A 20,745-nucleotide genomic window follows, 5' to 3' on the forward strand; every position below is an offset into this window, starting at 1 on the left:
TTCACGCCAGCTTCGCCAGCAGCCGCAAGAAGGTCGCGGCTTCCTTGGCGGTGAGCGGCGCCAGCGTCTCCTCGGTGATGGTGCGCGCCAGCGGGATCAGCCGCTCGATCGCTTCGCGGCCTTCAGCCGTGAGATTGACCAGCAGCCGCCTTTTGTCGACTTCGTGCTTGGCAAGCTCAACCAGGCCGCGCGCCTTCAGCCGGTCGATGACGCCCTTTACGGTCGCGGCATCCATGGCGATCAGCGTTCCCAGCTGGTTCTGCGAGGTCTCGCCGATATCGTAAAGCTTGGCCAAGGCGGCGAATTGCGGCGGCGTCAGGTCGCCAATATGCGAGGCGAAGATCGAGACATGGCGCTGATGCGCCTTGCGCAGGATGAAGCCGACCTGGTCCTGCAGGTGGTAGTTGTTCTCGTCGCCGTCTTCGGCCTCGACCAGCCGCAGCAGATTGTCCTCGCCGCTCATCTGAGGCCGTCCCATGCCTTGATGTCCTCCGCCGCCAGGCCGCCCATGCGGTTGTGGACGCGCGGACCGCAGGTCATGGCGAGGCAGAACAGGATCTCGTCCGGACGCGGGCCGTCGCTGATGCCGACCTCCATGGCGTCGAAATGGCTGCGCACATAGGCGGCGTTGATGTGGCCGAGCGGCACGTCGAGCTTTGACCCGAAGGCGCCGACCTTCTTGGCCGAGGGCACGATCGCCTTGGCGCCGCCGAGGCGCTCGCGCATGGCGTAGCCGCCCGGCACGTGCCATAGCGCGCCGTGCTCCAACTCGCCCGCCGTGCCGACGATGGCGCCCTTGCCATAGCCGTCGATCCTCTTCACATCGCCGCCAAGTGCTGTAATCAGCCTGTCCGAGAGCAGAAGCCCGAGCGGCTTCAGATCCTCCATCGCGCCCTGCAAATCCTCGACATAGCGGCCGGCAAAAGGATTTTTCACGAGCGCCATGGCAGCGGCGCGCAGGCGCGGCTCTTTGGCCGCGGGTCCGCCCTCGTGGAAAATTTCCTCGGTCAGAACCGCGATTTTGCGGATCGGAAACTCAGGCATCGGCAAATTCCTCCTGTGCATGCTTATTGGGCGCAGCGAGCGTCACCGAGCCACTGATGCGGGCCTCGCCCGCCAGAAACAGCGCCGAGGCGGTGACCAGGCCGCGCCGGCGAAAATCTTCGGCGACGGCAAGGCCGTTGTCCAGCGCCCGCGCCACCTCGGCGGCGCCAAGCGCGCCGACGCTTTGCGTCACCAGTAGCTCACCGAGATCGCTGTCGGGCGCCAGATCGCGCGCGGACACACGTTCGATCGCCGGGTGGCCCGGCAGGTCGACGGCGTTGGCAATCAGCGTCGCCGCGGCGTCGGCCTCCGCGCCGGTGCGCGCAAGAACGGTGACGGCATCGGCAATGCCCAGCGAAAACGACCGGCCGCGCCAGCCGCTGGTGGCGACGCCGCGCACACCATCTTCGGAGCGGATGGTAACCCGGTCGGCCATGCCATTGCCGGTGCCGGCGATCGCAACCGTCATCGACCTCCCGATGCCAAGATGGAGCGCGCAGTCGCCGCCATTGTTGACGTAAGCGCGGTCGAGGCGGCGGCCGGCGAGCATTGAGCCAAGAATTTCGTCGGCCACCGAACCGGCAACGGCGGCCATCGGCGTGATGAAGCATTCCGCCAACGGCATGACGGCCGCTTCCATGCGGCGGGCCGTTGGGCCCGCAAAATCGCGCGGCGCCAGGAAGAAGGCCGGCAAGCGCAATTCGGGCAGTTCCTCGACCACCTCGATCAGGATCGTCTGAAAGCGGGCGACTGCCTGCTCGTAAGCGGCGCGGCATTCATCCGTTTCACCGAAGGCCTCGACGATCAGATCGATCGGCCCATGGTTGAGATGAAGCCGCCGGCCGTCGGCGAGCCAATGCGCCTGCGGGCCATTCATCATCCAGCACCATTCGCCGCACGCCGCAGCTGCACCAGCGGTGGCCAGGGATTGCCGGCCGGCGCGCCGGTGTTGCTGCGCGGATTGAGATATTCGCCGCCCTTGGCGAGGATATCCTCGACGCTGCGTATCTCGTTCTCATAACCGCCGAGGCGGACATAATCGTCGCGGCGCATGGTGAATTCGATCGGCGCCACAAGTGCCGGGGTCGGTACATAGCCGAAGGCGCCTTCCGGAACGCGGGTGACGTCGACCATCAGCGTGATGCCGCCGCCTGGCCAGACATAGACCGGCGCGCCGCCGACCGTGACATAGGTTTTCAGGCCCTGCACCGATCGGGTGAGGTTGACCGGGTTTTCGGTGACGCCGGCACGCAACGAGCCGCCGGCGCCGCCGATGAACAGAACCGTGCACAGCGCCGGCTCGCAATTGTCCTCGATCAGGCCGACGGATTTTTGCAGCCGCTCGGGGAACGGCTTCTGGATCGGTTTCAACTGGTCGTCGAGCTCGTAATAGGCGAACTGCTCGCCGGTGGTCGAAACCATCAGCAGCGACAGGCCCGGGCGCGCGCCCTTCTTGGCGTTCCAGTCGCCGAGGATCGACAGCGGATCGGAGATCGTCGTGCCGCCCCAGCCGAGCCCGGGTTCCGATACCTTGAAATAGCGGCCGGGCGTCGAGCGGCGACCGATGATCTTTATGCCCGTATCCTCCCAGCCCAGCACCTTGCCGGCCTGATGCTCGGACACGACACCCGTGATGTGGTCGTCGACCACCACCACCTCGTCGACCAGCCCGCGCCATTGCGTGGCGAACATGCCGATGGTGGCCGAGCCGCAGCCGACGCGCATGCGGTGCTCGACCTTGCCGTCGATGACCGGCGCCTTGCCGGCCTCGACGATGACCGTCGCGCCGCCATCGATGGTGAGCTCGACCGGCTTCCTGTTGCAGAGATTGAGCAGCGCGTCGCAAGTGGCACGGCCTTCCTGCTTGGAGCCGCCGGTCAGGTGATGGACGCCGCCGAGCGACAGCATCTGCGAGCCATACTCGCCGGTGGTGACATGGCCGATCGCCTCGCCTTGTGCGCGTACCGTCGCCGTCTCGTCGCCGATGTGGCGGTCGGTGTCGATCTTCACCTTGACACCGCAATAGGAGAAGATGCCTTCGGTGACGACGGTGACGAGATCGACGCCCTCGACTTCCTGGCTGACGATGAAGGGCGCCGGCTTATAATCCGGATAGGTGGTGCCGGCGCCGATCGCCGTGACGAAACGCCTTCCGGTGTTGACCAGTTCGCCGTTCCAGGCTTCGCCCTCGGCGACGAACGGCACGACCGAGCCACCGGTCTCGGCCGTATGGTCGAGGATGGTCAGCGGATCCATGCGCACGATGCGGCCGCCGATATTGCCGTAGCGGTCGCAGGCGCCGGTGCGGCCGTCGGCGATGTAGCACATGACCGGGCAGGCATCGCAGCGGATCTTTTCCGCCACCTGCTTCTCGCCGGGATCATGGGTTTCGAAACGTTCGGCAAGCTCGCTCATCGGCGCGCCTCCTTCTCGCGGATCGCCGCCAGGATGCGGCTCGGCGTCGCCGGCACCTTGGTGACCAGAACACCCGTGGCATGGCGGATGGCGTTTAGGATCGCCGGCGCCGTCGGGATCAGCACATGCTCGCCCAGACCCTTGGCGCCAAACGGCCCTTCGGGATCCGGAACCTCCACCAAAATGTGCTCGACCGGCGGCACGTCGCCGATGGTCGGGATGAGGTAATCGTGCAGATTCTCGGTGCGGCCGGGGATATATTCCTCCATCAGTGCCATGCCGATGCCTTGCGCGATGCCGCCCTCGATCTGGCCCTCGACCAGCAGCGGATTGATCGCCTTGCCGACGTCATGCGCGGCGGTGATCTTGATCAGCCTCACGGTGCCGAGCTTAAGGTCGACCTCGAGCTCGGCGATCTGCGCGCCATAGCCGTAGACCGCGTAAGGCTTGCCCTGGCCCTTGGCGTCGAGCGGCAGCGTTGGCGGGTCGTAGGTTTCTTCCGCAACGAAAACCAGGCCATCGCCATCAACCTTCAGCGCCGCGAGATCGATGCGCCGCACCGCGTCGCCCTCGCAGATGGAGATGCTGGCGCCATCGAGAACGATCGTCGCGTGCTCCGAGACATTGGCGAAGCGCAGGATTTTCTCGCGCAACGCGCGGCCGGCCTTCTCGGCCGCCTTGCCCGTCACAAAAGTCTGGCGCGACGCGGATGTTTTGCCGGCATCGGGCGTAATGGCGGTGTCGGCACTCTTCAGCTTGAACCTGTCCAGCGGCAGGCCGAGCGCGTCGGCGCAGATCTGGGCGATAACCGTGTTGGAGCCCTGGCCGATGTCGACCGCGCCCTGGTGCAGGACGACCTCGCCCGAGGCCGAGATGCCGACCTTGATGGTCGAGGGATTGGGCAGCGAGGTGTTGCCGCAGCCATACCAGCAGGAGGCGATGCCGACGCCGCGCTTGCTTGCGCCATGGCTCTCATTGAACGCCTCCGCCTCCGACAGCGCGCGCGCCCAGTGCGGCTGAAGCTTCTCCAGGCATTCGCCGATGCCGACACCCGATTCCAGGCGCTGGCCGGTGACCGTCTCGCAGCCGTCGCGCAAGCAGTTCTTCAGGCGGAAATCGAGCCGGTCGATACCGAGCTTGCCGGCGAGCTCGTCATAGAGCGTCTCCTGCATGATGGTCGCTTGCGGCACGCCGAAGCCGCGGAAGGCGCCGGCGATCGGCCCGTTGGTGTGGATGGCATAGCCCGTCGCCCGGTAGTTTGGCGTGAGGTAAGGACCAGAGGCATGCACCGGCACGCGATTGGCGACAGTCGGGCCCCAACTGGCATAAGCGCCGGTGTTGAAATCGCCTTCGAAGACCATGCCGATGACGCGGCCTTCGGCATCGGCGCCGATCGTCGCCTTCATCTCGGCGGGATGGCGCTTGGTGGTCGACATCATCGATTCGTTGCGTGTGTAGGCAAGCGCGGCCGGCCGCCCCGTCTTCATCGCCACAAGGCCGATCAGCGGCTGCAGCGAGACATCGAGCTTCGAGCCGAAGCCGCCGCCTGTGGCGGTCGGCACGATGCGCACCTTCTCGACGGGAAGGCCCAGCACCTTGGCGGTGTCGTCGCGGTCCATATAGGGTGCCTGCGTGCAGGCGACGACGACCAGCGTGTCGCCGTCCATGTAAGCGTAGCCGGCTTCCGGCTCGATATAGGCATGCTCGACGAAGGAGGTCTCGATGGCGCCCGAGACCGTGGCCGCTGCTGCGGCGAGCGCTCCTTCCGGATCGCCGCGCTCGACATAGCCGGAGGTGAGCAGGTTCGCCGGCCGGTGCGAATGGATCAGCGCGGCACCTTCGGCCTTCGCCTCGCCGGGCTGCAGCAGATGCGGCAGCTCGGTCCAGGTGATCGGGAAATCCGTCAGGTCTAGGTCAAGGATGGCTTCGCGCTCACCCGCCACCAGCGCCACCGCCTCGCCGCGCAGACGGACAAAACCCTCGGCCAGAGCCGGTTGGTCGGCGAAGGGGCCGATGACGCCGAAACAGTTCTTGCCCGGAATGTCCCTGGCGGTGAAGACGCCGGCGATGCCGGGACGGACCTTTGCCCAGGCGTCGAGGTCGCCGAAGTTGAAGCGGGCATGATAATGCGGCGAGCGGACGACAAGCACCGCCAGCGCGTCGGCAGGAAAGGAGTCGCCACCGAACTTCTCGTCACCGGTGACTTTCGGCACGCCGTCGAGCCGGATCGGCGAGGCGCCGACGGCGCGGCCCGCTTTCGGCAGGCGAAGGTCGAGGTTACCGTCGAACCGAGGAGGTTGGCGCTGCCCCTCACCCTTACCATCTCCCCGTAAGGACGGGGAGAGGGGAATCGCCGCAGTTGGAGCGCGTCCCTTCTCCCCGTCTCTATACGGGGAGAAGGTGCCGGTAGGCGGATGAGGGGCAGCGCCGTCCGTCGGTGATTCGCACCGAGCAGCATCCATGACAGCCGCAATGATCTTGCGATACCCCGTGCAGCGGCAGAGCACGCCGCCCAGCGCATCCTGCGTCTCGGCTTCGCTCGGGGTGGGGTTGCGCTCCAAAAGCGCGGTGGCCGCGACCAGCAGGCCAGGCGTGCAGATGCCGCATTGCGCGGCGCCATGCTCCAGGAACGACGCCTGCAGGGCCGAAAGCCGGCCATTGGCAAGTCCCTCGACAGTGGTGACGGATGCGCCGACCACCGAGGCTGCCGGCATCAGGCAGGCGCAGACCGGATTGCCGTCGACCAGCACCGTGCAGGCGCCGCAATCGCCGGCATCGCAGCCGACCTTGGTGCCGGTCAGCCGCAACTCGTCGCGCAGAACCTGCGATAGCCTCCGGACCGGCGGCACCGAAACGCTGACGGCCGCGCCATTGACCTCGAAGGCGATGTCGGCGCGTTCGATGCCGGACTGGGCCATGCCGGATTGGGCCGTGCTCATGCCGCCACCTTGCCTTGATCAAGCCCGACGGCACCGCGCACGGCGCGGACGACGATCTCGCGCGCCGCTTGCTCCCGGTATTCGGCGCTGCCGCGCACATCGGCGATCGGTGACAGTTCATCGAACGGCGCCGACAGCACCGCATCGGCAAGCGCCTCATCGATCGGACGCCCGCGCAGGGCCGCCTCGACGCCGGCAAGACGGCGGGCGACCGCCGAGCAGGAGCCGACGGCAATCGCCGCTTCGGCGACGGCGCCATTCTCAACCACGAGCCGCGCCGCCGCCATGGCGATCGAGATGACGAGATAGCGCCGGGCGCCGAGCTTGACGAAGGCCGAGGCGCCGGCCGCGGAACGCTTCGGCACGCGAATGGCGGTGACCATTTCGCCCGGCTGCAGCGCCGTGCAGCGATTGCCGAGAATGAACGCGTCGAGCGGCAGGTGACGGGTGGCGTCTACGGAACGCAATTCGACATCGGCGTCGAGCGCCAGCAGTGCCGGCACGCCATCCGCTGCCGGCGAGGCGTTGCAGAGATTGCCGGCAACGGAAGCGACATTCTGGATCTGCACGGAACCCACCTCGCGCGCGGCTGCCTTGAGCGCGTCGAACGCCGCCGGCAGAGGGTGCCGGACAATGTCGGTCCAGGTCGTGCGGGCGCCGATCCGCCAATGCTCACCTGCCTCCGCGATGCCGCGCAGTTCGGCGAGACCGTTGATGTCGAGGACGTTGTCGCGGAACGGCTTCGCGCCCTGCGCCGGGTAGAAATCCGTGCCGCCGGCGAGAATGCGCCAGCGATCCTCGCCAAGCAGAGCGAGCGCCTCGTCGACCGTGGTGGGTTTCGCGTAACGGATCACGCTCTGCCTTCCAGAACCTTTCCAGAAACGGACCATTCCCACTTGGCCCTCCCAAAGCACTGACCTTGGGCTTTCTGCCGGTTCGCACCGGTCAAATTCATTCGTATGCAAATGATATCAGGCGGGCCGGAATTGTCAAAGCCGGAGTTGGCGCCGCGAAGACCTGAACGCGATTGTTATGGCGCCGGAGGTTGACGCCGCCGGCCATCTGGTCAAGGTTCCCTCTCTGGTCGCGTCAGCGGCTTTTGACTGCAGCCCCCAAAGCCGAACCAGGGGGGGCCGAACCAGAGGGCCGACCGAGAGGGCCGAACGAGAGGAAGCCGCATGGCCGAAGAAGCGCTCATCGTCATCGACCTGCAGAACGATTTTTGCCCGGGCGGCGCGCTGGCGGTCGCCGGCGGCGACGAGATCGTGCCTTTGGTCAACGATCTGATCCGGCGCAGCGAGCATGTGATCCTGACGCAGGACTGGCATCCGGCCGGACATTCGAGCTTCGCCTCCAGCCATCCCGGCAAGCAGGCGTTTGAAACCATCGAGATGCCTTACGGGCCGCAGACGCTATGGCCGGACCATTGCATCCAGGGCAGCCTCGGTTCCGATTTCCATTCCGGACTTGCCTGGACTAAGGCGGAGCTGGTGATCCGCAAGGGATTCCGCACCGCGATCGACAGCTATTCGGCCTTCTTCGAGAACGACCACACGACGCCGACCGGCCTTGGCGGCTATCTCAAGGAGCGCGGCATCGACGCGATCACGCTGGTTGGGCTGGCCACCGATTTCTGCGTCGCCTTCTCGGCGCTCGATGCCATCAAGCAGGGCTTCAGGACGACCGTGCGGCTCGATGCCTGCCGCGGCATCGACCTCAACAGCTCGGTCGAGGCGATGCTGAAGCGCATGCGCGAAGCCGGCGTGATGCTCGAAGATCGTCCGGCGGATTGACCGGACTGTGGGATATCGAGGCGGCTTCTCGATCTCGATGAGCAGCTTGACCGCCGGCCTGATCGCTGCGGCCCTGATCGCATTTGCGCAGCCGGCGCTCGCCGCCGAAATTCACGAACTGCCGGGCGCCGCCATGTCGCTGTGGTGGGGGCTACCCTTTGCCGGCCTGCTGTTGTCGATCGCGACGGGGCCGCTGCTTTTCCCGCATGTGTGGGAACATCACTATGGCAAGATCACCGCTGCCTGGGCTGCGCTGGTGGTCGTGCCGCTGGCGGTCGTCTTCGGCCTTCCTTCGGCAGGCGAAGCGGTGCTGCACACGCTGCTCACCGAATATCTGTCCTTCATCATCCTGTTGTTCGCGCTCTACACGATCTCGGGCGGCATCCTGCTTGCCGGCAACATCCACGGAACCCCGCTCACCAATGCCGGCCTGCTGCTCATCGGGGCGCTGCTTGCCTCGGTCATCGGCACGACCGGCGCCTCGATGATCCTGATCCGGCCGATGCTGCGCGCCAACGACAACCGGCCGTTCAATGCCCATGTCGTGATCTTCTTCATCTTCCTGGTCTCCAACATCGGCGGCTCGCTGACCCCGCTCGGCGATCCGCCCTTGTTCGTCGGCTTCCTGCGCGGGGTCGACTTCTTCTGGACGACCGCGAATTTGTGGCGCGAGACGCTGTTCACCGGCGGCCTGGTGCTCATCGTCTTCCTGGCGCTCGACATCGTGCTGCATCGTCGCGAGGGCGGCATGCCGAAGATCAAGGACCCGACGCCGGACACGAAAGTGCGCCTGCGCGGCCTGGCCAATTTGCCGCTGCTGGCCGGCGTGATCGGCGCGATCCTGCTTTCGGCAAGCTGGAAGCCGGGCGTCAGCATCCCGATCCTCGGCGTCGGCCTCGAGCTGCAGAACCTGGTGCGCGACGCCATCATCCTGGCGCTGGCCTTCCTGTCGCTCAAGGTCTCGTACAAGAGCCACAGGGAGGCGAACGGCTTCACCTGGGGGCCGATCGCCGAGGTGGCGAAACTCTTTGCCGGCATCTTCATCTGCATCGTGCCGGTCGTCGCCATTTTGCGGGCCGGCCATGACGGCACGCTGGCGCCGCTGGTGGCGCTTGTCACCTCCGCCGACGGCCGGCCCAACGATCTCGCCTATTTCTGGCTGACCGGGGCACTGTCTTCCTTCCTCGACAACGCGCCGACCTATCTGGTGTTCTTCGAGCTTGCCGGCGGCGAGGCGCACCACCTGATGACGGAAGCCGCCTCGACGCTTGCCGCGATCTCGGCCGGCGCCGTGTTCATGGGCGCCAACACCTATATCGGCAACGCGCCGAACTTCATGGTCTTCGCCATCGCCAGGCATCGTGGCTTCAAGATGCCTGGCTTCTTCGGCTATATGGCGTGGTCCGGCCTGGTGCTGTTTCCGACGTTTTTGATTGCCGGGTTTTTGTTTTTCTAACCGACGCCGACATACCGCCGCACTGCGGACGGATCCGCCCGCAACGCCTCGACATCGACCGTCTCGCGGTTGCGGCCGTTCTCGATGAAGCAAACCCGATCCGCCACCGACAGCACGGCATCGACACGCTGCTCGACCAGGATGGTCGAAACCCCGAACTGGCGCAGCTTCGCCACCGTCTCGCGGATCATGGCGATCATCGACGGCATCAGCCCTTCGGTCGGCTCGTCGAGCAGGAGCACTTGCGGCTCGAGGCAGAGCGCGCGGGCCATCGCCAGCATCTGCTGCTCGCCGCCGGACAGCGTGCCCGAACGCTGCTTCAGCCGCTCCCCGAGCAAAGGGAAGAGATCGAGGACGTTGTCACGCGTCTGCTTGCCCTTGCCGCGCGCCATCAAGCCGATCTCGATGTTCTCCGCCACGCTCATGTCGGCAAACAATCGCCTGCCCTGCGGCACATAGGCGACGCCGGCCTTCGGCACGTCATGCGCGGCAAGCCCGGTCAGTTCCTTGCCGTCGAGCTTGATCGAGCCGGCAGCCGCCGGGACCAGCCCCATGATCGCCTTCAGCGTCGTCGTCTTGCCGGCGCCGTTGCGGCCAAACAGGCAAAGCACCTCGCCCTTGTTCAAGACGAGGTCGAGGCCGTAGAGCACCTGCACCTCGCCATAGAAGCAGCCCAGCCCGGAAATGGTCAGCAACCCCGGATCAGCCATGGGTCGCTCCGAGATAGGCGTCCTGCACTTGCGTATTGGCGCGGATCTCACCCGGCGTGCCTTCGGCGAGGATCTTTCCCGAGTTGAAGACGGTAATGCGATCGGCAAGCTGCATGACCACCGGCATATTGTGCTCGATCAAAAGCACCGTCGCGTTCCTGGCGATCTCGCGCACCAAAGTGATGAAATTGTCGATCTCGCTATCGGCCAGGCCTTGCGTCGGCTCGTCGAGGATAAGCAGGCGCGGCTTCAGCGCCAGGCCCATCGCCACTTCGAGCAGGCGCTGGTGGCCGTAAGAAAGCTGTCCGGCCAAAGTGCCGGCGCGGTCGGCAAGGCCGGTGCGCTCCAGAGCCGCCATCACGCCGCTCCTCACCTGCCCCTTTGTGCGGCCGTCCGTGAGGGTACGCTGCACAGGCAAGGCGACATTGTCGAAGGCGGTGAGATTGGCGAAGACGCTGGTGATCTGGAACGTATAGGCGACGCCGAGGCGAACCCTTTTGTAAGCCGGCATGGCGGTGATATCGGCGCCGTCGAAGACGACCATGCCGGAGGACGGCCGGATGCGGCCCGAGAGCAGGCTGACGAAAGTGGTCTTGCCGGCGCCGTTCGGGCCGATGATGGCGCGGATCTCGCCCGGCATCAGCGCGAAGTCGACGCCGTCGACGGCGCGCAGGCCGCCGAAATTCCGCGACAGGCCCTTGGTGGTGAGCAGCGGCTTCATGGCAGCCACCCCAGCCAGCGTTCGCGGATGCTGCCCAGGACGCCTTTCGGGAAGAACAGCACCAACAGGATGAGCGCCACGCCGACGATCAGGAGATAGGCGGAGGTGAAGCCGCTGGTGATGTCGGTGACATAATACATGAACAGCGTGCCGATGAGCGGCCCGAGCGTGGTCGCGGCGCCGCCGAGCAGCACCCAGAGCAGCGGCAGGATCGAGTACTGGATCGACGCGAAGCTCGAGCCGACATAGCCGAACAGCAAGGCATAAGCAGCACCGGACGCCGCGCAGATGGCGCCGGAGGCAACGACCGCCGCAAGCTTGTTGGCGACCGTATCGTAGCCCAGCATCTTTGTCCGCTCCTCGTTCTCGCGGATCGCCACCAGCACGCGGCCAAAGCGGGAGCGGACCGTGGCTAAAGTTACGAGCAGAATGATCGAGAAAAGCGCCAGCGCAATCATGTAGCGCACTGTCGGATCGGTCAGGTCAAAGGATGCGCCGCCGATCGCGACCACCCGCGATGCCTGCTGGATGACCAAGCCCTGGTCGCCGCCGGTCCAGGCGGCGAAGTAAAGAATCAGCAGATAGAAGACCTGGGCGAACATCATGGTGACGATCATGAAGGCAACACCCGAAGTGCGCAGCGCGAGCAGGCCGATGACCAAGGCGAGCAGCGCGCCGCAGGCGATCCCGACGACGAAGGCTTCCGGCACGCCCCAGCCGAGATGATAGACGGTCAAGCCAGCGCCATAGAGGCCGGCCGAGAAGAACATGGCGTGGCCGAGGCTGAGCAGGCCGCCATAGCCGAAGAGCAGATTGTAGCCCATGGCGAAGACGGCCAGCGCCATGATGCGGGCGAACAGGCCCTGGTGATAATCGGGCAGGATGAAGTTCAGCGCGAAGAGAAGCGCGATGACGCCGATATGCAGGGCGTAGATCTTTGCCGGCGAAGCATCCCTCATCTGGACGTCGCCCCGAACAGGCCTTGCGGCCGGAACACCAGCACCATGGCGACGACCAGCGTGGCGATGATCTTGGCGAGCGTCGGCGAGAAGAACATCGAGATGATGCCGTCGGAGAGGCCGATCAGGATGGCGGCGACCACGGTGCCGCGGAGCGATCCCAGGCCGCCGATGATGACGACGATGAAGGACAAGAGCAGCGGGTCCTGGCCCATCAGGTAATGCGCCTGGCTGATCGGCACGATCAGCACTGCGGCGATGGCCGCCAGCATGGCGCCGACGGCGAAGACGCCGGCATAGACGCGCTCCACCGGAATGCCGAAGGCCTGCGCGGTCTCGCGGTCATATTGCGTGGCGCGCATGATCAGGCCGATTTTCGTCCGGGTCAGCACCAGCCAGGTGATCACCAGCAGAATGGCGGAAGCGGCGACCACCGACAGCTTGTAGCCGGAATAGCCGAACCACGGCAAAAGGATGCGGTAGCTGAAGGGCGGCTCCACCGGACGCGCTTCCGGGCCGTAGAAGGTCAGCGCCAGCTGCTGGATGATGTAGAGCATGCCGATGGTGGCGACGATGGTGCCTTCAGGATTGTAGTTGAGCCGGCGCAGCACCAGGCGTTCGGCAACGAGCGCGACCAGCCCGACCAGCAAGGGCGCGATCACAAGTGCTGCGACGAAGCCGATCGCTGGATGGCCGGAGATCGCCGTCGACACCGCCCAGGCGAGCACCGCGCCCAGCATGAAGAACTCGCCATGCGCGACATTGACGACGCGCATGACGCCGAATACCAGCGACAGGCCAAGCGCCGTCAGCGCCAGCACAGCGGAGGTGACCAGGCCCTCGAGGGCGGCGAGGAGGAGATGGGGTCCGAAGTGCATCAGCTATGAGACAAGCTCACAGCGCCTGCGTCGTATAATCCCCTTCCGGCTCGTAGAGGCCGTCCTCGATCTTGGTCTTGTGGACAACCTTGAGCTTGCCGCCTTCGACCTTGGAGATGTTCTGGATGCCGAAGCACTGGTGGATCTTGCCGTTGAAGGTCTTCGGACCCTGCGGATGCTCCGGCCCCTCGGCGAATTCCTTCAGCGCTTCGGTCGCCTCGACCAGCTTGGCGCGGTCCTCCGGCCCCTTGTAGCCGGCATCCTCCATCGCCTTCTTGACGACATAGAGCGTCTCCCAGCAGCCGAACATGTGGGCGGCGGTGGACACGTCCTTGGCGTCGCCGACGGCGGCGCCATTGTCGTCGATGCCGACGGCGGCACGGTAGGCCTTCTGCGCGGCGGAATCGTCGGGCTGCGCGTAGCGCGGCGAGCCTTCCCAGAAATGGCTGCCGTCGAGGAATTCGAGGCCCGGGCTGTTGATGTCGACGGCTTCGAGCGAGTCGATGAAGCCGAAGAGCTGCGGCCTTTGCGAACCGTAGAACTCGCCGAGCTCCTTGACGAAGGTGAGCACGGCCGGACCGACCATGACATGGTAGATCACCTCGGTCTCGGCCGGGATCTGCGGGAAGTATTTGGTGAAGGAGCTCTCCGTCGGCGGGATGGCGATCTGCGCGATCACGTCACCACCTTGCGCCTTCAGCGCCGGCGGCAGGTAATCGCGGTGGTCGTAGCCGAAAGCGAAGTCCGGGAAGATCTGCGTCACCTTCTTGCCGGCATTCGCCGCGATCCACGGCGCCATCGACTGGATCTGGCTCTTCACGTCGGTGATGCCGGGCTGGAAGACATAGCGGTTGAGCTTGGTGGAGGCGACGTGATGGCCTTCGCTGACGACGAAATAGGGAATCTTGTTCTCGCCGGCGGCGGGCGCCGAGCCGATCACGACATGCGAAAACAGCGTGCCGAAGACGATGTCGGTCTTGTGCTGCTTGGCGAATTTGTTGACCACCTCGGCGCCGCGGGCCGGATCGGTGCCGTCATCCTCGATCACCAGCTCGACCTTGCGGCCGCTAATGCCGCCGGCATCGTTGATCGCCTTGACGGCGGCCGCGCTCGTCTTTTCGTACCAGCGGCCATAGGCGGCACCGATGCCGGTGCGGTGCGACTGGAAGCCTATTCTGATGGGCGCCGAGCTCTGCGCCTGGCTATAGCGGACGAAGCCGGGGGCCAGCGCAAGGCCGGCGCCCGCGGCCATGCCCTTCAGCGCGGTGCGGCGCGACAGCGTCGTCTTGGAGAGGTCGAAAAATCCGTTCTTGTCAGCCATGTCCGTTCCCCTGTTTTTTCAGTTCTGACCAGCGATAAGGCGGCTAAACCATCCTCTTCCCGAGGATGGGAAAATTGCATGTGTACAAACTAAATCACCAAAGCCCCGACCTGGCAAGCGAGCTTCCCCAAGGACAGCAACCTTGTCTCATCCCGCTGTCGGCGTTGCAAGCAACCACAGACCGAAGATGGTGTAGGCGATCATCAACAGGGTGAGCGGGAGCTGGCTGAGCGCGGCGCGGGACAAATGCTTGTGAAGGCGCCAGGCAAGGCCATGCGCGACGAGGACCGCCAGCACATGGCCGGCGATGATGACGCCGGCTTGCAGGTTCCACAGCCACCAGGCCGATTGAGCGCCGGCGACGACGCCGGCTTCGACCATCATGCTGGCGGTGCCGAACAGGTTCCAGCCAAGCCCAAAGGGATCGGACATGGCGACCAAGGCGTATTGGCCGTCGACCAAAAGCACGATGAGGTAATGCGCGATGTGGTAGGCAAGCGCGATCGGCACGATCGACCAGACCAGCAGGCCGGCGGTTTTTCCGAACGGCTGCGCATCGCCGGCGAGTCGTTGGCCGAGAAAGACGGCCAGCGCGAACACAGCCGCGAGCAGGATGAAGGTGAGCACGAGGCCGAAGCTGCCGATGCCGATCAGCGCGGTGCGGCCGGGATATTCCAGCGGGTTGACGCCGAAGAGGCCCAACCAAAAGAAGGTTTTCGACAGGCCGTCAAAGGATACCGAAGACAGCGCCAGCAGAAGAAAGGCCGTGCCGCTCAGCGGCAGCGGCTCGGCCGCGAGCAGCTTGGCGCCCGGCCAGCAGAGCGAGAGCCGGCCATCGCGGCGATCGAGCGGCGCGAAGCGGGCGACCATGGAAAAGAAGACGGTCAAAAATTCGCCGCGCTTGCTCCAGGCGCCATAGCCGAAGACGAGCATCGCGACAAAGCTCGCCAGCCAGTAGATGCCGGCGGCAAAGGCGAGGCGGGCCGGATCGTCGGGCGCCGGATCGATCAGCTCGAACCAGGCGAAGGCGAGGAACAGCGCGAAGGCGGGCCAGTAGCCGAGCCATGGCGGCAGGCCCGTTGGTTTGGCTTCGCCGGCCTGAAGGCCGAACATGCGAGAGGCGACGCGCCAAGGGCCGTACCACGGGTTGAGCCACGACCAGAGGTCACCGCAGATGCCCTGCAGCAGCGTGAAACCGGCCCAGAGCAGGGTCCAAATAACCAGCGGGAGAGGATTGGAAAGCGGGTCGCGGCTGCCGAAAAGACCGGCGGCGACGAGAAGTATCAAGCCGGAAAATGAAATGACGCTGACGATGATGCGCAGGCGGTCACTGAAGGCAAGCAGGGGCAGGCGCCGGCGCCAGAAGCGGTCGAGGGCGGCCGGCGGCAGCAGCGCCAGCACGAGGAAGCTGACGGCCACCGCCAGCGCGCCGCCGGCGATGTAATAGCCCGTCGGGAGAAGCAGGACATGGCCGCGGTCGGAGGCGTGGGCGAAGGCAGGGGTGGGGAGGAGGGCTGCTAAGGCAGTTGCAAGAAAGGCTAGCCTCCGAGGTTGGCGCCCTACGGCGCCCCCCTCTGTCCTGCCGGACATCTCCCCCTCAAGGGGGGAGATTGGCGGCTTCAGCGCCGGCTCATTCCTGACAGCGTTGAAAATTGGCGAAAGCGGGGGTGCCAAGATGATCTCCCCCGTAGAGGGGAAGATGTCCGGCAGGACAGAGGGGGGCGCGAAGGAACTCAGCCTATCCAACTTTGCTGTCCTGCAGGGTGACGTCAGATCGGCAGAGTGTTCACACCTTCACCAGCTGCTCCACCCGATCCTTCTCGCCGAAGATCCTCAGATACCTTTTGATCTCCTTCTCCTCGCCGGTCGCCTTGGCGGGATTGTCCGACAGCTTCACCGCCGGCCGGCCGTTGGCTTCGCTGACCTTGCAGACCAGCGAGATGGCGTCGAGGCTTTTGGTTGCGGTCGGCGCGCAGCCCTCGAAATCGTTGGTGAGATTGGTGCCCCAGCCGAAGGACATGCGCACCTTGCCGCGGAAATGCTTGTAGGTCTCCTCGATGGTTTCGACTTCCAGGCCGTCGGAGAAGATGAGCAGCTTCTGCTTGGGATCCTTGCCCTTCTCACGCCACCAGGAGAGGATCTTCTCGCCGCCTTCGATCGGCGGCGCGCTGTCCGGCCGGAAGCCGGTCCAGTCGGCGATCCAGTCCGGTGCGTCGCGCAGGAACGCGGCCGTGCCGAAAGTGTCGGGCAGCACGATCAGGAGGTTGCCGCCATAGTAGCGCTGCCAGTCCTGCAGCACCTTGTAGGGCGCTTCGCGCAACTCCTGTTCGGAATTGGCAAGCGCTGCAAACACCATCGGCAATTCATGCGCGTTGGTGCCCAAAGCCTCGAGGTCGTTGTCCATGGCCAGAAGCACGTTGGAGGTGCCGGTGAAGGCTTCGCCGATGCCTTCCTTCAGGGCCTCGACGCACCAGCGCTGCCACAGGAAGGAATGGCGGCGGCGCGTGCCGAAGTCGGAAATGCGGATGCCGGGCAGCGCCTTCAGCCGCTCGGTCTTATCCCACATCTTGGCCTTGGCGCGGGCATAGAGCACATCGAGCGTGAAGGGGCCGAAGGAGCGCATCGCCGCTCGCGAGCGCAGCTCGTTGATGATGGCCAAAGCCGGAATTTCCCAGAGCGTCGTGTACATCCAGGGGCCGGCGAAGGAGAGCTCGAACTGGCCGTCGCGCCTGGAAAGCTCGTATTCGGGCAGGCGGAAGTCCTCGAGCCAGGCGAGGAATTCCGGCTCGAAGATCTGCTTGCGGCCATAGAAAGTGTTGCCGCCCAGCCAGATCATCTCCTTCTTGGAAAAGCGCAAGGTGCGAGCGTGGTCGAGCTGCTCGCGCAATTCGCCCTCGTCGATCTCGTCGGCCAGCCGCACCGAGGTGGTGCGGTTGATCAACGAGAAGGTGGCGTCGACCTTGGGGTACATGCCCCAGATCATCTGCAGCATCAGAAGCTTGTAGAAGTCGGTGTCCAGCAGGCTGCGGACGATCGGGTCGAGCTTCCAGGTGTGGTTGTAGACGCGCCGCGCTATATCGGTCTTTGCCATGTCTCAATGCGCTTTCGTTGCTCGCTAGATCACTGTTGTTGAATCGTCATCCTGATCTAACTTTGGATTGGAGCACGGTTCCCGCTTTTCGGGATCATGCTCTAGCCGCGGGAATGCGTCTTAGCATTGTATTTTCGAACGCGCTTGCTGCTTTGCAAGCTGGCCCGACAAAAAGCAGCTATGCAAGTCCAGCCCTCGGGACGCCGCCTGAACCATTTACACCTTTCCTGAAATTGCTCTCGCCCCGACAACCCTGAGCGATGGACGTTTCCTGCGGCTCGGCACGCGGCCGGCCACCGGGGCGTCGGCGCGGGCCTCGTCCTGCTCCTTTTCGGCGAACAGCCAGTCGATGAAGAGCTGCACGATCGGCGCCGAGCGCATCTCGTTGCGACAGACGACGTAGAAATCATCGACCGCCGGCACCGACAGCGTGAAGGGCGCGACGAGCATGCCTCTGGCGAGCAAGGCGCGCGCGGTGACGGAGTCGCCCAGCGCGACGCCATGGCCGTGCACGGCGGCCTCAGTCGCCATCCGCGCATCGCCCAGACGATGACGGCGGCCGCGCTCCAGATCGAGCGCGTCGGCGGCGGCCAGCCAGGTATGCCATTCACGGCCGTCGTCGCCATGCAGGAAAACATGGTCGGCAAGGTCGCGCACGCTGCGGATCGGACGGTTGTTGATCAGCGTCGGACTGACCACGGGGAAGAGTTCCAGCCCGGACCATTTGCGCATCCAGCAGTCGGTCCAGCCGCCGTCACCATAATGCACGCAGACGTCGATATCCGGGGCGCGGATGTCTTTGGGGTCGTTGGACGGGATCAGGGTGAGCTGGATGTCCGGATACTGCGCCGTGAAGGAGCCGAGCCGCGGCGTCATCCACAACAAGAGCAGCGCCGGCACGCAGGAGACCGACAGCGCGCCGGCATTTGCTGGCCTGGTCATGCGCTGGGTGGCGGCGGCGATACCGTCAAAGGCGGCCGACACCGCCGGCAGGAATTCGGCGCCATGCGGCGTCAGCTTCACGCGCTGACCGATGCGCTCGAAGAGTTTCACGCCGAGCGACTGCTCGAGCGCCTTGATCTGGTGGCTGACGGCGCCATGCGTGACATTCAGCTCACCCGCGGCCTTGGTCAGCGAGGCATGCCGCGCCGTGGCCTCGAAGGCGCGCAAGGGGTTTAGCGGCGGCAGGCGCTTGGCCATGGAAGAGCTCCTACTTTGTGAGATTTTCTCACAGCCAGGACCCTAACAATATCAATTGATTTTTCAATGCGGCTGCCCGAGACTTTTACCCGGAACAGCTTCAAGAGACGTGGAATCCGCAGCAGCCGGGAGCAACGATCCAGCCGGACAACGGGCTGGCTTGGCAAATCGCCCATGCGGGCAACGCTGCAGGCAGGCAAGAGAGGAGAACCACATGGGTTACGATCGCGGCAAGCTCGAAGCGTTGCGCCGCAAATATGGCGAGAGCCATGGCGGCGAGATGTTCGACCCGAAATTCCGCAAGGTCGCCGACAAGATCTTCAACAAGTCGGGCACGCGCCTCGCCCCCTATTCCGGCGTCCCGACCTTCCTCGCCGCGCCCTACCGCGAAATCGCCGCCGAGAATCCGGATTTCGGCGACCTGCAGGTGGCGATGATCGGCGTGCCGATGGACCTCGGCGTTACCAACCGTCCCGGCTCGCGCTTCGGGCCGCGCGCGCTGCGCGCCATCGAGCGCATCGGCCCCTACAACCATGTGCTGGAATGCGCGCCGACGCATGAGCTGCGCGTCGCCGATATCGGCGACACGCCGTTCCGCAGCCGCTACCGGCTGGAGATCAGCCATGAGGACATCGAAAAGCGCACCAACCAGATCGTCGATGCCGGCGTGCTGCCGCTTTCGGTCGGCGGCGACCATTCGATCAGCCATCCGATCCTGAAGGCGGTCGGCAAAAAGGCGCCGGTCGGCATGATTCATATCGACGCCCATTGCGACACCAGCGGGCTGTTCGACATGACCAAGTTCCACCATGGCGGGCCGTTCCGCAACGCGGTGCTGGACGGCGTGCTCGATCCCTCGCGCACCATCCAGATCGGCATCCGCGGCTCGGCCGAATATCTGTGGGAGTTCACCTACGAATCCGGCATGACTGTCGTGCATGCCGAGGAGCTGACCGGCCTCGGCATCCCGGCCATCATCGAGAAGGCGCGCAAAATTGTCGGCGACGGCCCGACCTACATCTCCTTCGACGTCGACAGCATCGATCCGGCCTTCGCGCCGGGCACCGGCACGCCGGAAGTCGGCGGGCTGACGACGCGCGAGGTGCTGGAGCTGCTGCGCGGCCTGAAAGGCCTCAACATCGTCGGCGGCGACGTCGTCGAGGTGGCGCCGCAATATGACGCGACCACCAACACCGCCCATGTCGGCGCCCAGGTCCTGTTCGAGATCCTCAGCCTGATGGTGTTCAGCCCGGCGATCAAGAAAGGCTGATACCAAAGCACGCAATTCCGGGCGGAAGACCGCTTCCCCTGGAACTGCTCTACCAACACGGCCGCCGCGCTGGAGCCGACGGCCGGTTTCAAACAACAAGCTTCCAGCAGGGGAACTAAAATGACTCTTCGCAACGTACTGAAATCCGCTTTCGCAGCAATGCTGATGCTCGGCGCCGCCGGCCTGACCACACATGCCAAAGCCGACGCCGTCGACGACATCACCAAGGCCGGCGCCATCAATGTCGGCATCTTCTCGGACTTCCCGCCCTTCTCCTCGGCCAGCGCCGATATGAGCATCAAGGGCTACGACATCGACGTGGCGCAGGCGATCGCCGATGCCTTGAAGGTGAAGCTCAACCTGGTCAGCGTCACCGGCCAGAACCGCATTCCTTATCTCACCGACAAGCGCGTCGATATTTTGATGAGCGTCGGCTACTCCAAGGAGCGCGAGCAGGTGATCGATTTCGCCGCCGCATACGCGCCCTATTACATCGCCGTCATCGGCCCGGCCGAGCTTGCCGTCAACGGCAAGGACGACCTCGCCGACAAGTCGATCGCCGTCAATCGCGGCACTCTGGAAGACACCTCGCTGACCCAGGCTGCTCCCGCCTCGGCCGACATCCGCCGCTTCGACAACTACAATTCCGTCATCCAGGCCTTCATCTCCGGCCAGACCCAACTGATGGTGGTCGGCAACGATGTCGGCGCCCAGGTGCTGGCCAAGCAGGATGCGCTGAAGCCGGAGCAGAAATTCCAGCTTTTGACCTCGCCCTCGCATATCGGCCTCAACAAGAATGAGGACCGGCTGAAGAAGGCGGTGAACGACGCCGTCGCCAAGATGCTGGCGGACGGCAAGCTCGACGAGAGCTCGAAGGCCTGGCTGAAGACGCCGCTCAATCCCGACAACCTCAAGGATTGATCTTCGGAGCGGTTCGGCGTCGTAAGA

General features: G+C 65.0%; 18 protein-coding genes. 4 read left to right on the top strand and 14 right to left on the bottom strand.

Annotated features, from left to right (window positions below):
* Position 1: 1 nt before the first annotated feature.
* The 6 genes from P9273_RS24315 to P9273_RS24340 are packed head-to-tail and all read right to left on the bottom strand — an operon-like array spanning position 2 to position 7,252.
* On the bottom strand, positions 2-463 hold the full coding sequence (locus tag P9273_RS24315) for a MarR family winged helix-turn-helix transcriptional regulator (protein ID WP_040998375.1): 462 nt from the start codon (positions 461-463) through the stop codon (positions 2-4).
* Positions 460-1,044 (bottom strand): amino acid synthesis family protein, encoded by a 585-nt coding sequence (locus P9273_RS24320; protein ID WP_278051034.1) that lies wholly within the window; start codon positions 1,042-1,044, stop codon positions 460-462. The genes P9273_RS24315 and P9273_RS24320 overlap by 4 nt, the downstream gene beginning before the upstream one ends.
* Positions 1,037-1,921 (bottom strand): UPF0280 family protein, encoded by an 885-nt coding sequence (locus P9273_RS24325; protein WP_040998380.1) that lies wholly within the window; start codon positions 1,919-1,921, stop codon positions 1,037-1,039. Before P9273_RS24325 ends, P9273_RS24320 begins: the two co-directional genes overlap by 8 nt.
* Complete coding sequence (locus tag P9273_RS24330) at positions 1,921-3,459, bottom strand: hypothetical protein (protein ID WP_040998382.1); 1,539 nt, start codon at positions 3,457-3,459, stop codon at positions 1,921-1,923. Before P9273_RS24330 ends, P9273_RS24325 begins: the two co-directional genes overlap by 1 nt.
* Positions 3,456-6,398 carry a molybdopterin-dependent oxidoreductase gene (locus tag P9273_RS24335; RefSeq protein WP_278051035.1) on the bottom strand — a complete coding sequence of 981 codons (2,943 nt, stop codon included), beginning with the start codon at positions 6,396-6,398 and terminating at the stop codon, positions 3,456-3,458. Before P9273_RS24335 ends, P9273_RS24330 begins: the two co-directional genes overlap by 4 nt.
* The gene (locus P9273_RS24340; RefSeq protein WP_040998451.1) at positions 6,395-7,252 is read right to left on the bottom strand and encodes an FAD binding domain-containing protein; all 858 of its coding nucleotides are present in this window, start codon (positions 7,250-7,252) and stop codon (positions 6,395-6,397) included. The genes P9273_RS24335 and P9273_RS24340 overlap by 4 nt, the downstream gene beginning before the upstream one ends.
* Positions 7,253-7,576: 324 nt before the next feature.
* Here P9273_RS24340 and pncA point away from each other — a divergent pair, with 324 nt between their 5' ends.
* Both pncA and P9273_RS24350 read left to right on the top strand, forming a co-directional pair.
* Positions 7,577-8,191, top strand: coding sequence for a bifunctional nicotinamidase/pyrazinamidase (pncA, locus tag P9273_RS24345; RefSeq protein ID WP_040998386.1), 615 nt, complete (start codon positions 7,577-7,579; stop codon positions 8,189-8,191).
* Between the two features lie 37 nt (positions 8,192-8,228).
* Positions 8,229-9,647, top strand: a complete 1,419-nt coding sequence (locus tag P9273_RS24350) for a sodium:proton antiporter (protein WP_052458723.1) — start codon at positions 8,229-8,231, stop codon at positions 9,645-9,647.
* Here P9273_RS24350 and P9273_RS24355 read toward each other — a convergent pair.
* From P9273_RS24355 to gcvA, 8 genes are all read right to left on the bottom strand, one after another.
* Positions 9,644-10,357, bottom strand: coding sequence for an ABC transporter ATP-binding protein (locus tag P9273_RS24355; RefSeq protein WP_040998388.1), 714 nt, complete (start codon positions 10,355-10,357; stop codon positions 9,644-9,646). The genes P9273_RS24350 and P9273_RS24355 overlap by 4 nt on opposite strands.
* Complete coding sequence (locus tag P9273_RS24360; protein ID WP_040998390.1) at positions 10,350-11,078, bottom strand: ABC transporter ATP-binding protein; 729 nt, start codon at positions 11,076-11,078, stop codon at positions 10,350-10,352. The genes P9273_RS24355 and P9273_RS24360 overlap by 8 nt, the downstream gene beginning before the upstream one ends.
* On the bottom strand, positions 11,075-12,037 hold the full coding sequence (locus tag P9273_RS24365; protein WP_040998392.1) for a branched-chain amino acid ABC transporter permease: 963 nt from the start codon (positions 12,035-12,037) through the stop codon (positions 11,075-11,077). Before P9273_RS24365 ends, P9273_RS24360 begins: the two co-directional genes overlap by 4 nt.
* Positions 12,034-12,915: a branched-chain amino acid ABC transporter permease gene (locus P9273_RS24370; RefSeq protein WP_040998394.1), complete on the bottom strand. Its 882-nt coding sequence runs from the start codon at positions 12,913-12,915 to the stop codon at positions 12,034-12,036. The genes P9273_RS24365 and P9273_RS24370 overlap by 4 nt, the downstream gene beginning before the upstream one ends.
* A gap of 16 nt (positions 12,916-12,931) precedes the next feature.
* Complete coding sequence (locus P9273_RS24375; protein ID WP_040998396.1) at positions 12,932-14,236, bottom strand: ABC transporter substrate-binding protein; 1,305 nt, start codon at positions 14,234-14,236, stop codon at positions 12,932-12,934.
* 147 nt (positions 14,237-14,383) lie between these two features.
* A complete protein-coding gene (locus P9273_RS24380; protein ID WP_278051036.1) occupies positions 14,384-15,826 on the bottom strand; it encodes a hypothetical protein in 1,443 nt (480 codons plus the stop codon).
* A 196-nt stretch (positions 15,827-16,022) separates the two neighbouring features.
* Positions 16,023-17,327, bottom strand: a complete 1,305-nt coding sequence (gene pncB / locus P9273_RS24385) for a nicotinate phosphoribosyltransferase (protein ID WP_040998400.1) — start codon at positions 17,325-17,327, stop codon at positions 16,023-16,025.
* A 216-nt stretch (positions 17,328-17,543) separates the two neighbouring features.
* Positions 17,544-18,527, bottom strand: a complete 984-nt coding sequence (gcvA, locus tag P9273_RS24390; RefSeq protein WP_278051037.1) for a transcriptional regulator GcvA — start codon at positions 18,525-18,527, stop codon at positions 17,544-17,546.
* Positions 18,528-18,741: 214 nt separating this feature from the next.
* On the opposite strand from gcvA, the gene speB reads away from it, so the two are divergent.
* The gene (gene speB, locus P9273_RS24395; protein WP_278051038.1) at positions 18,742-19,797 is read left to right on the top strand and encodes an agmatinase; all 1,056 of its coding nucleotides are present in this window, start codon (positions 18,742-18,744) and stop codon (positions 19,795-19,797) included.
* A 120-nt stretch (positions 19,798-19,917) separates the two neighbouring features.
* Complete coding sequence (locus P9273_RS24400; protein ID WP_278051039.1) at positions 19,918-20,718, top strand: transporter substrate-binding domain-containing protein; 801 nt, start codon at positions 19,918-19,920, stop codon at positions 20,716-20,718.
* Positions 20,719-20,745 lie beyond the last annotated feature (27 nt).

This window comes from Mesorhizobium sp. WSM4935, from assembly GCF_029625735.1.
Classification (GTDB): Bacteria; Pseudomonadota; Alphaproteobacteria; order Rhizobiales; family Rhizobiaceae; genus Mesorhizobium.

What these genes read in the sequence shown, in the direction of transcription:
- speB (WP_278051038.1), top strand. Translation starts at nt 18,742, where the DNA reads ATGGGTTACGATCGCGGCAAGCTCGAAGCGTTGCGCCGCAAATATGGC.
- pncB (WP_040998400.1), bottom strand. Translation starts at nt 17,327, where the DNA reads ATGGCAAAGACCGATATAGCGCGGCGCGTCTACAACCACACCTGGAAG.
- P9273_RS24365 (WP_040998392.1), bottom strand. Translation starts at nt 12,037, where the DNA reads ATGAGGGATGCTTCGCCGGCAAAGATCTACGCCCTGCATATCGGCGTC.
- P9273_RS24400 (WP_278051039.1), top strand. Translation starts at nt 19,918, where the DNA reads ATGACTCTTCGCAACGTACTGAAATCCGCTTTCGCAGCAATGCTGATG.
- P9273_RS24315 (WP_040998375.1), bottom strand. Translation starts at nt 463, where the DNA reads ATGAGCGGCGAGGACAATCTGCTGCGGCTGGTCGAGGCCGAAGACGGC.
- P9273_RS24360 (WP_040998390.1), bottom strand. Translation starts at nt 11,078, where the DNA reads ATGAAGCCGCTGCTCACCACCAAGGGCCTGTCGCGGAATTTCGGCGGC.
- P9273_RS24325 (WP_040998380.1), bottom strand. Translation starts at nt 1,921, where the DNA reads ATGAATGGCCCGCAGGCGCATTGGCTCGCCGACGGCCGGCGGCTTCAT.
- P9273_RS24355 (WP_040998388.1), bottom strand. Translation starts at nt 10,357, where the DNA reads ATGGCTGATCCGGGGTTGCTGACCATTTCCGGGCTGGGCTGCTTCTAT.
- P9273_RS24370 (WP_040998394.1), bottom strand. Translation starts at nt 12,915, where the DNA reads ATGCACTTCGGACCCCATCTCCTCCTCGCCGCCCTCGAGGGCCTGGTC.
- P9273_RS24375 (WP_040998396.1), bottom strand. Translation starts at nt 14,236, where the DNA reads ATGGCTGACAAGAACGGATTTTTCGACCTCTCCAAGACGACGCTGTCG.
- P9273_RS24335 (WP_278051035.1), bottom strand. Translation starts at nt 6,398, where the DNA reads ATGAGCACGGCCCAATCCGGCATGGCCCAGTCCGGCATCGAACGCGCC.
- gcvA (WP_278051037.1), bottom strand. Translation starts at nt 18,527, where the DNA reads ATGGCCAAGCGCCTGCCGCCGCTAAACCCCTTGCGCGCCTTCGAGGCC.
- P9273_RS24350 (WP_052458723.1), top strand. Translation starts at nt 8,229, where the DNA reads ATGAGCAGCTTGACCGCCGGCCTGATCGCTGCGGCCCTGATCGCATTT.
- pncA (WP_040998386.1), top strand. Translation starts at nt 7,577, where the DNA reads ATGGCCGAAGAAGCGCTCATCGTCATCGACCTGCAGAACGATTTTTGC.
- P9273_RS24380 (WP_278051036.1), bottom strand. Translation starts at nt 15,826, where the DNA reads ATGTCCGGCAGGACAGAGGGGGGCGCCGTAGGGCGCCAACCTCGGAGG.
- P9273_RS24330 (WP_040998382.1), bottom strand. Translation starts at nt 3,459, where the DNA reads ATGAGCGAGCTTGCCGAACGTTTCGAAACCCATGATCCCGGCGAGAAG.
- P9273_RS24320 (WP_278051034.1), bottom strand. Translation starts at nt 1,044, where the DNA reads ATGCCTGAGTTTCCGATCCGCAAAATCGCGGTTCTGACCGAGGAAATT.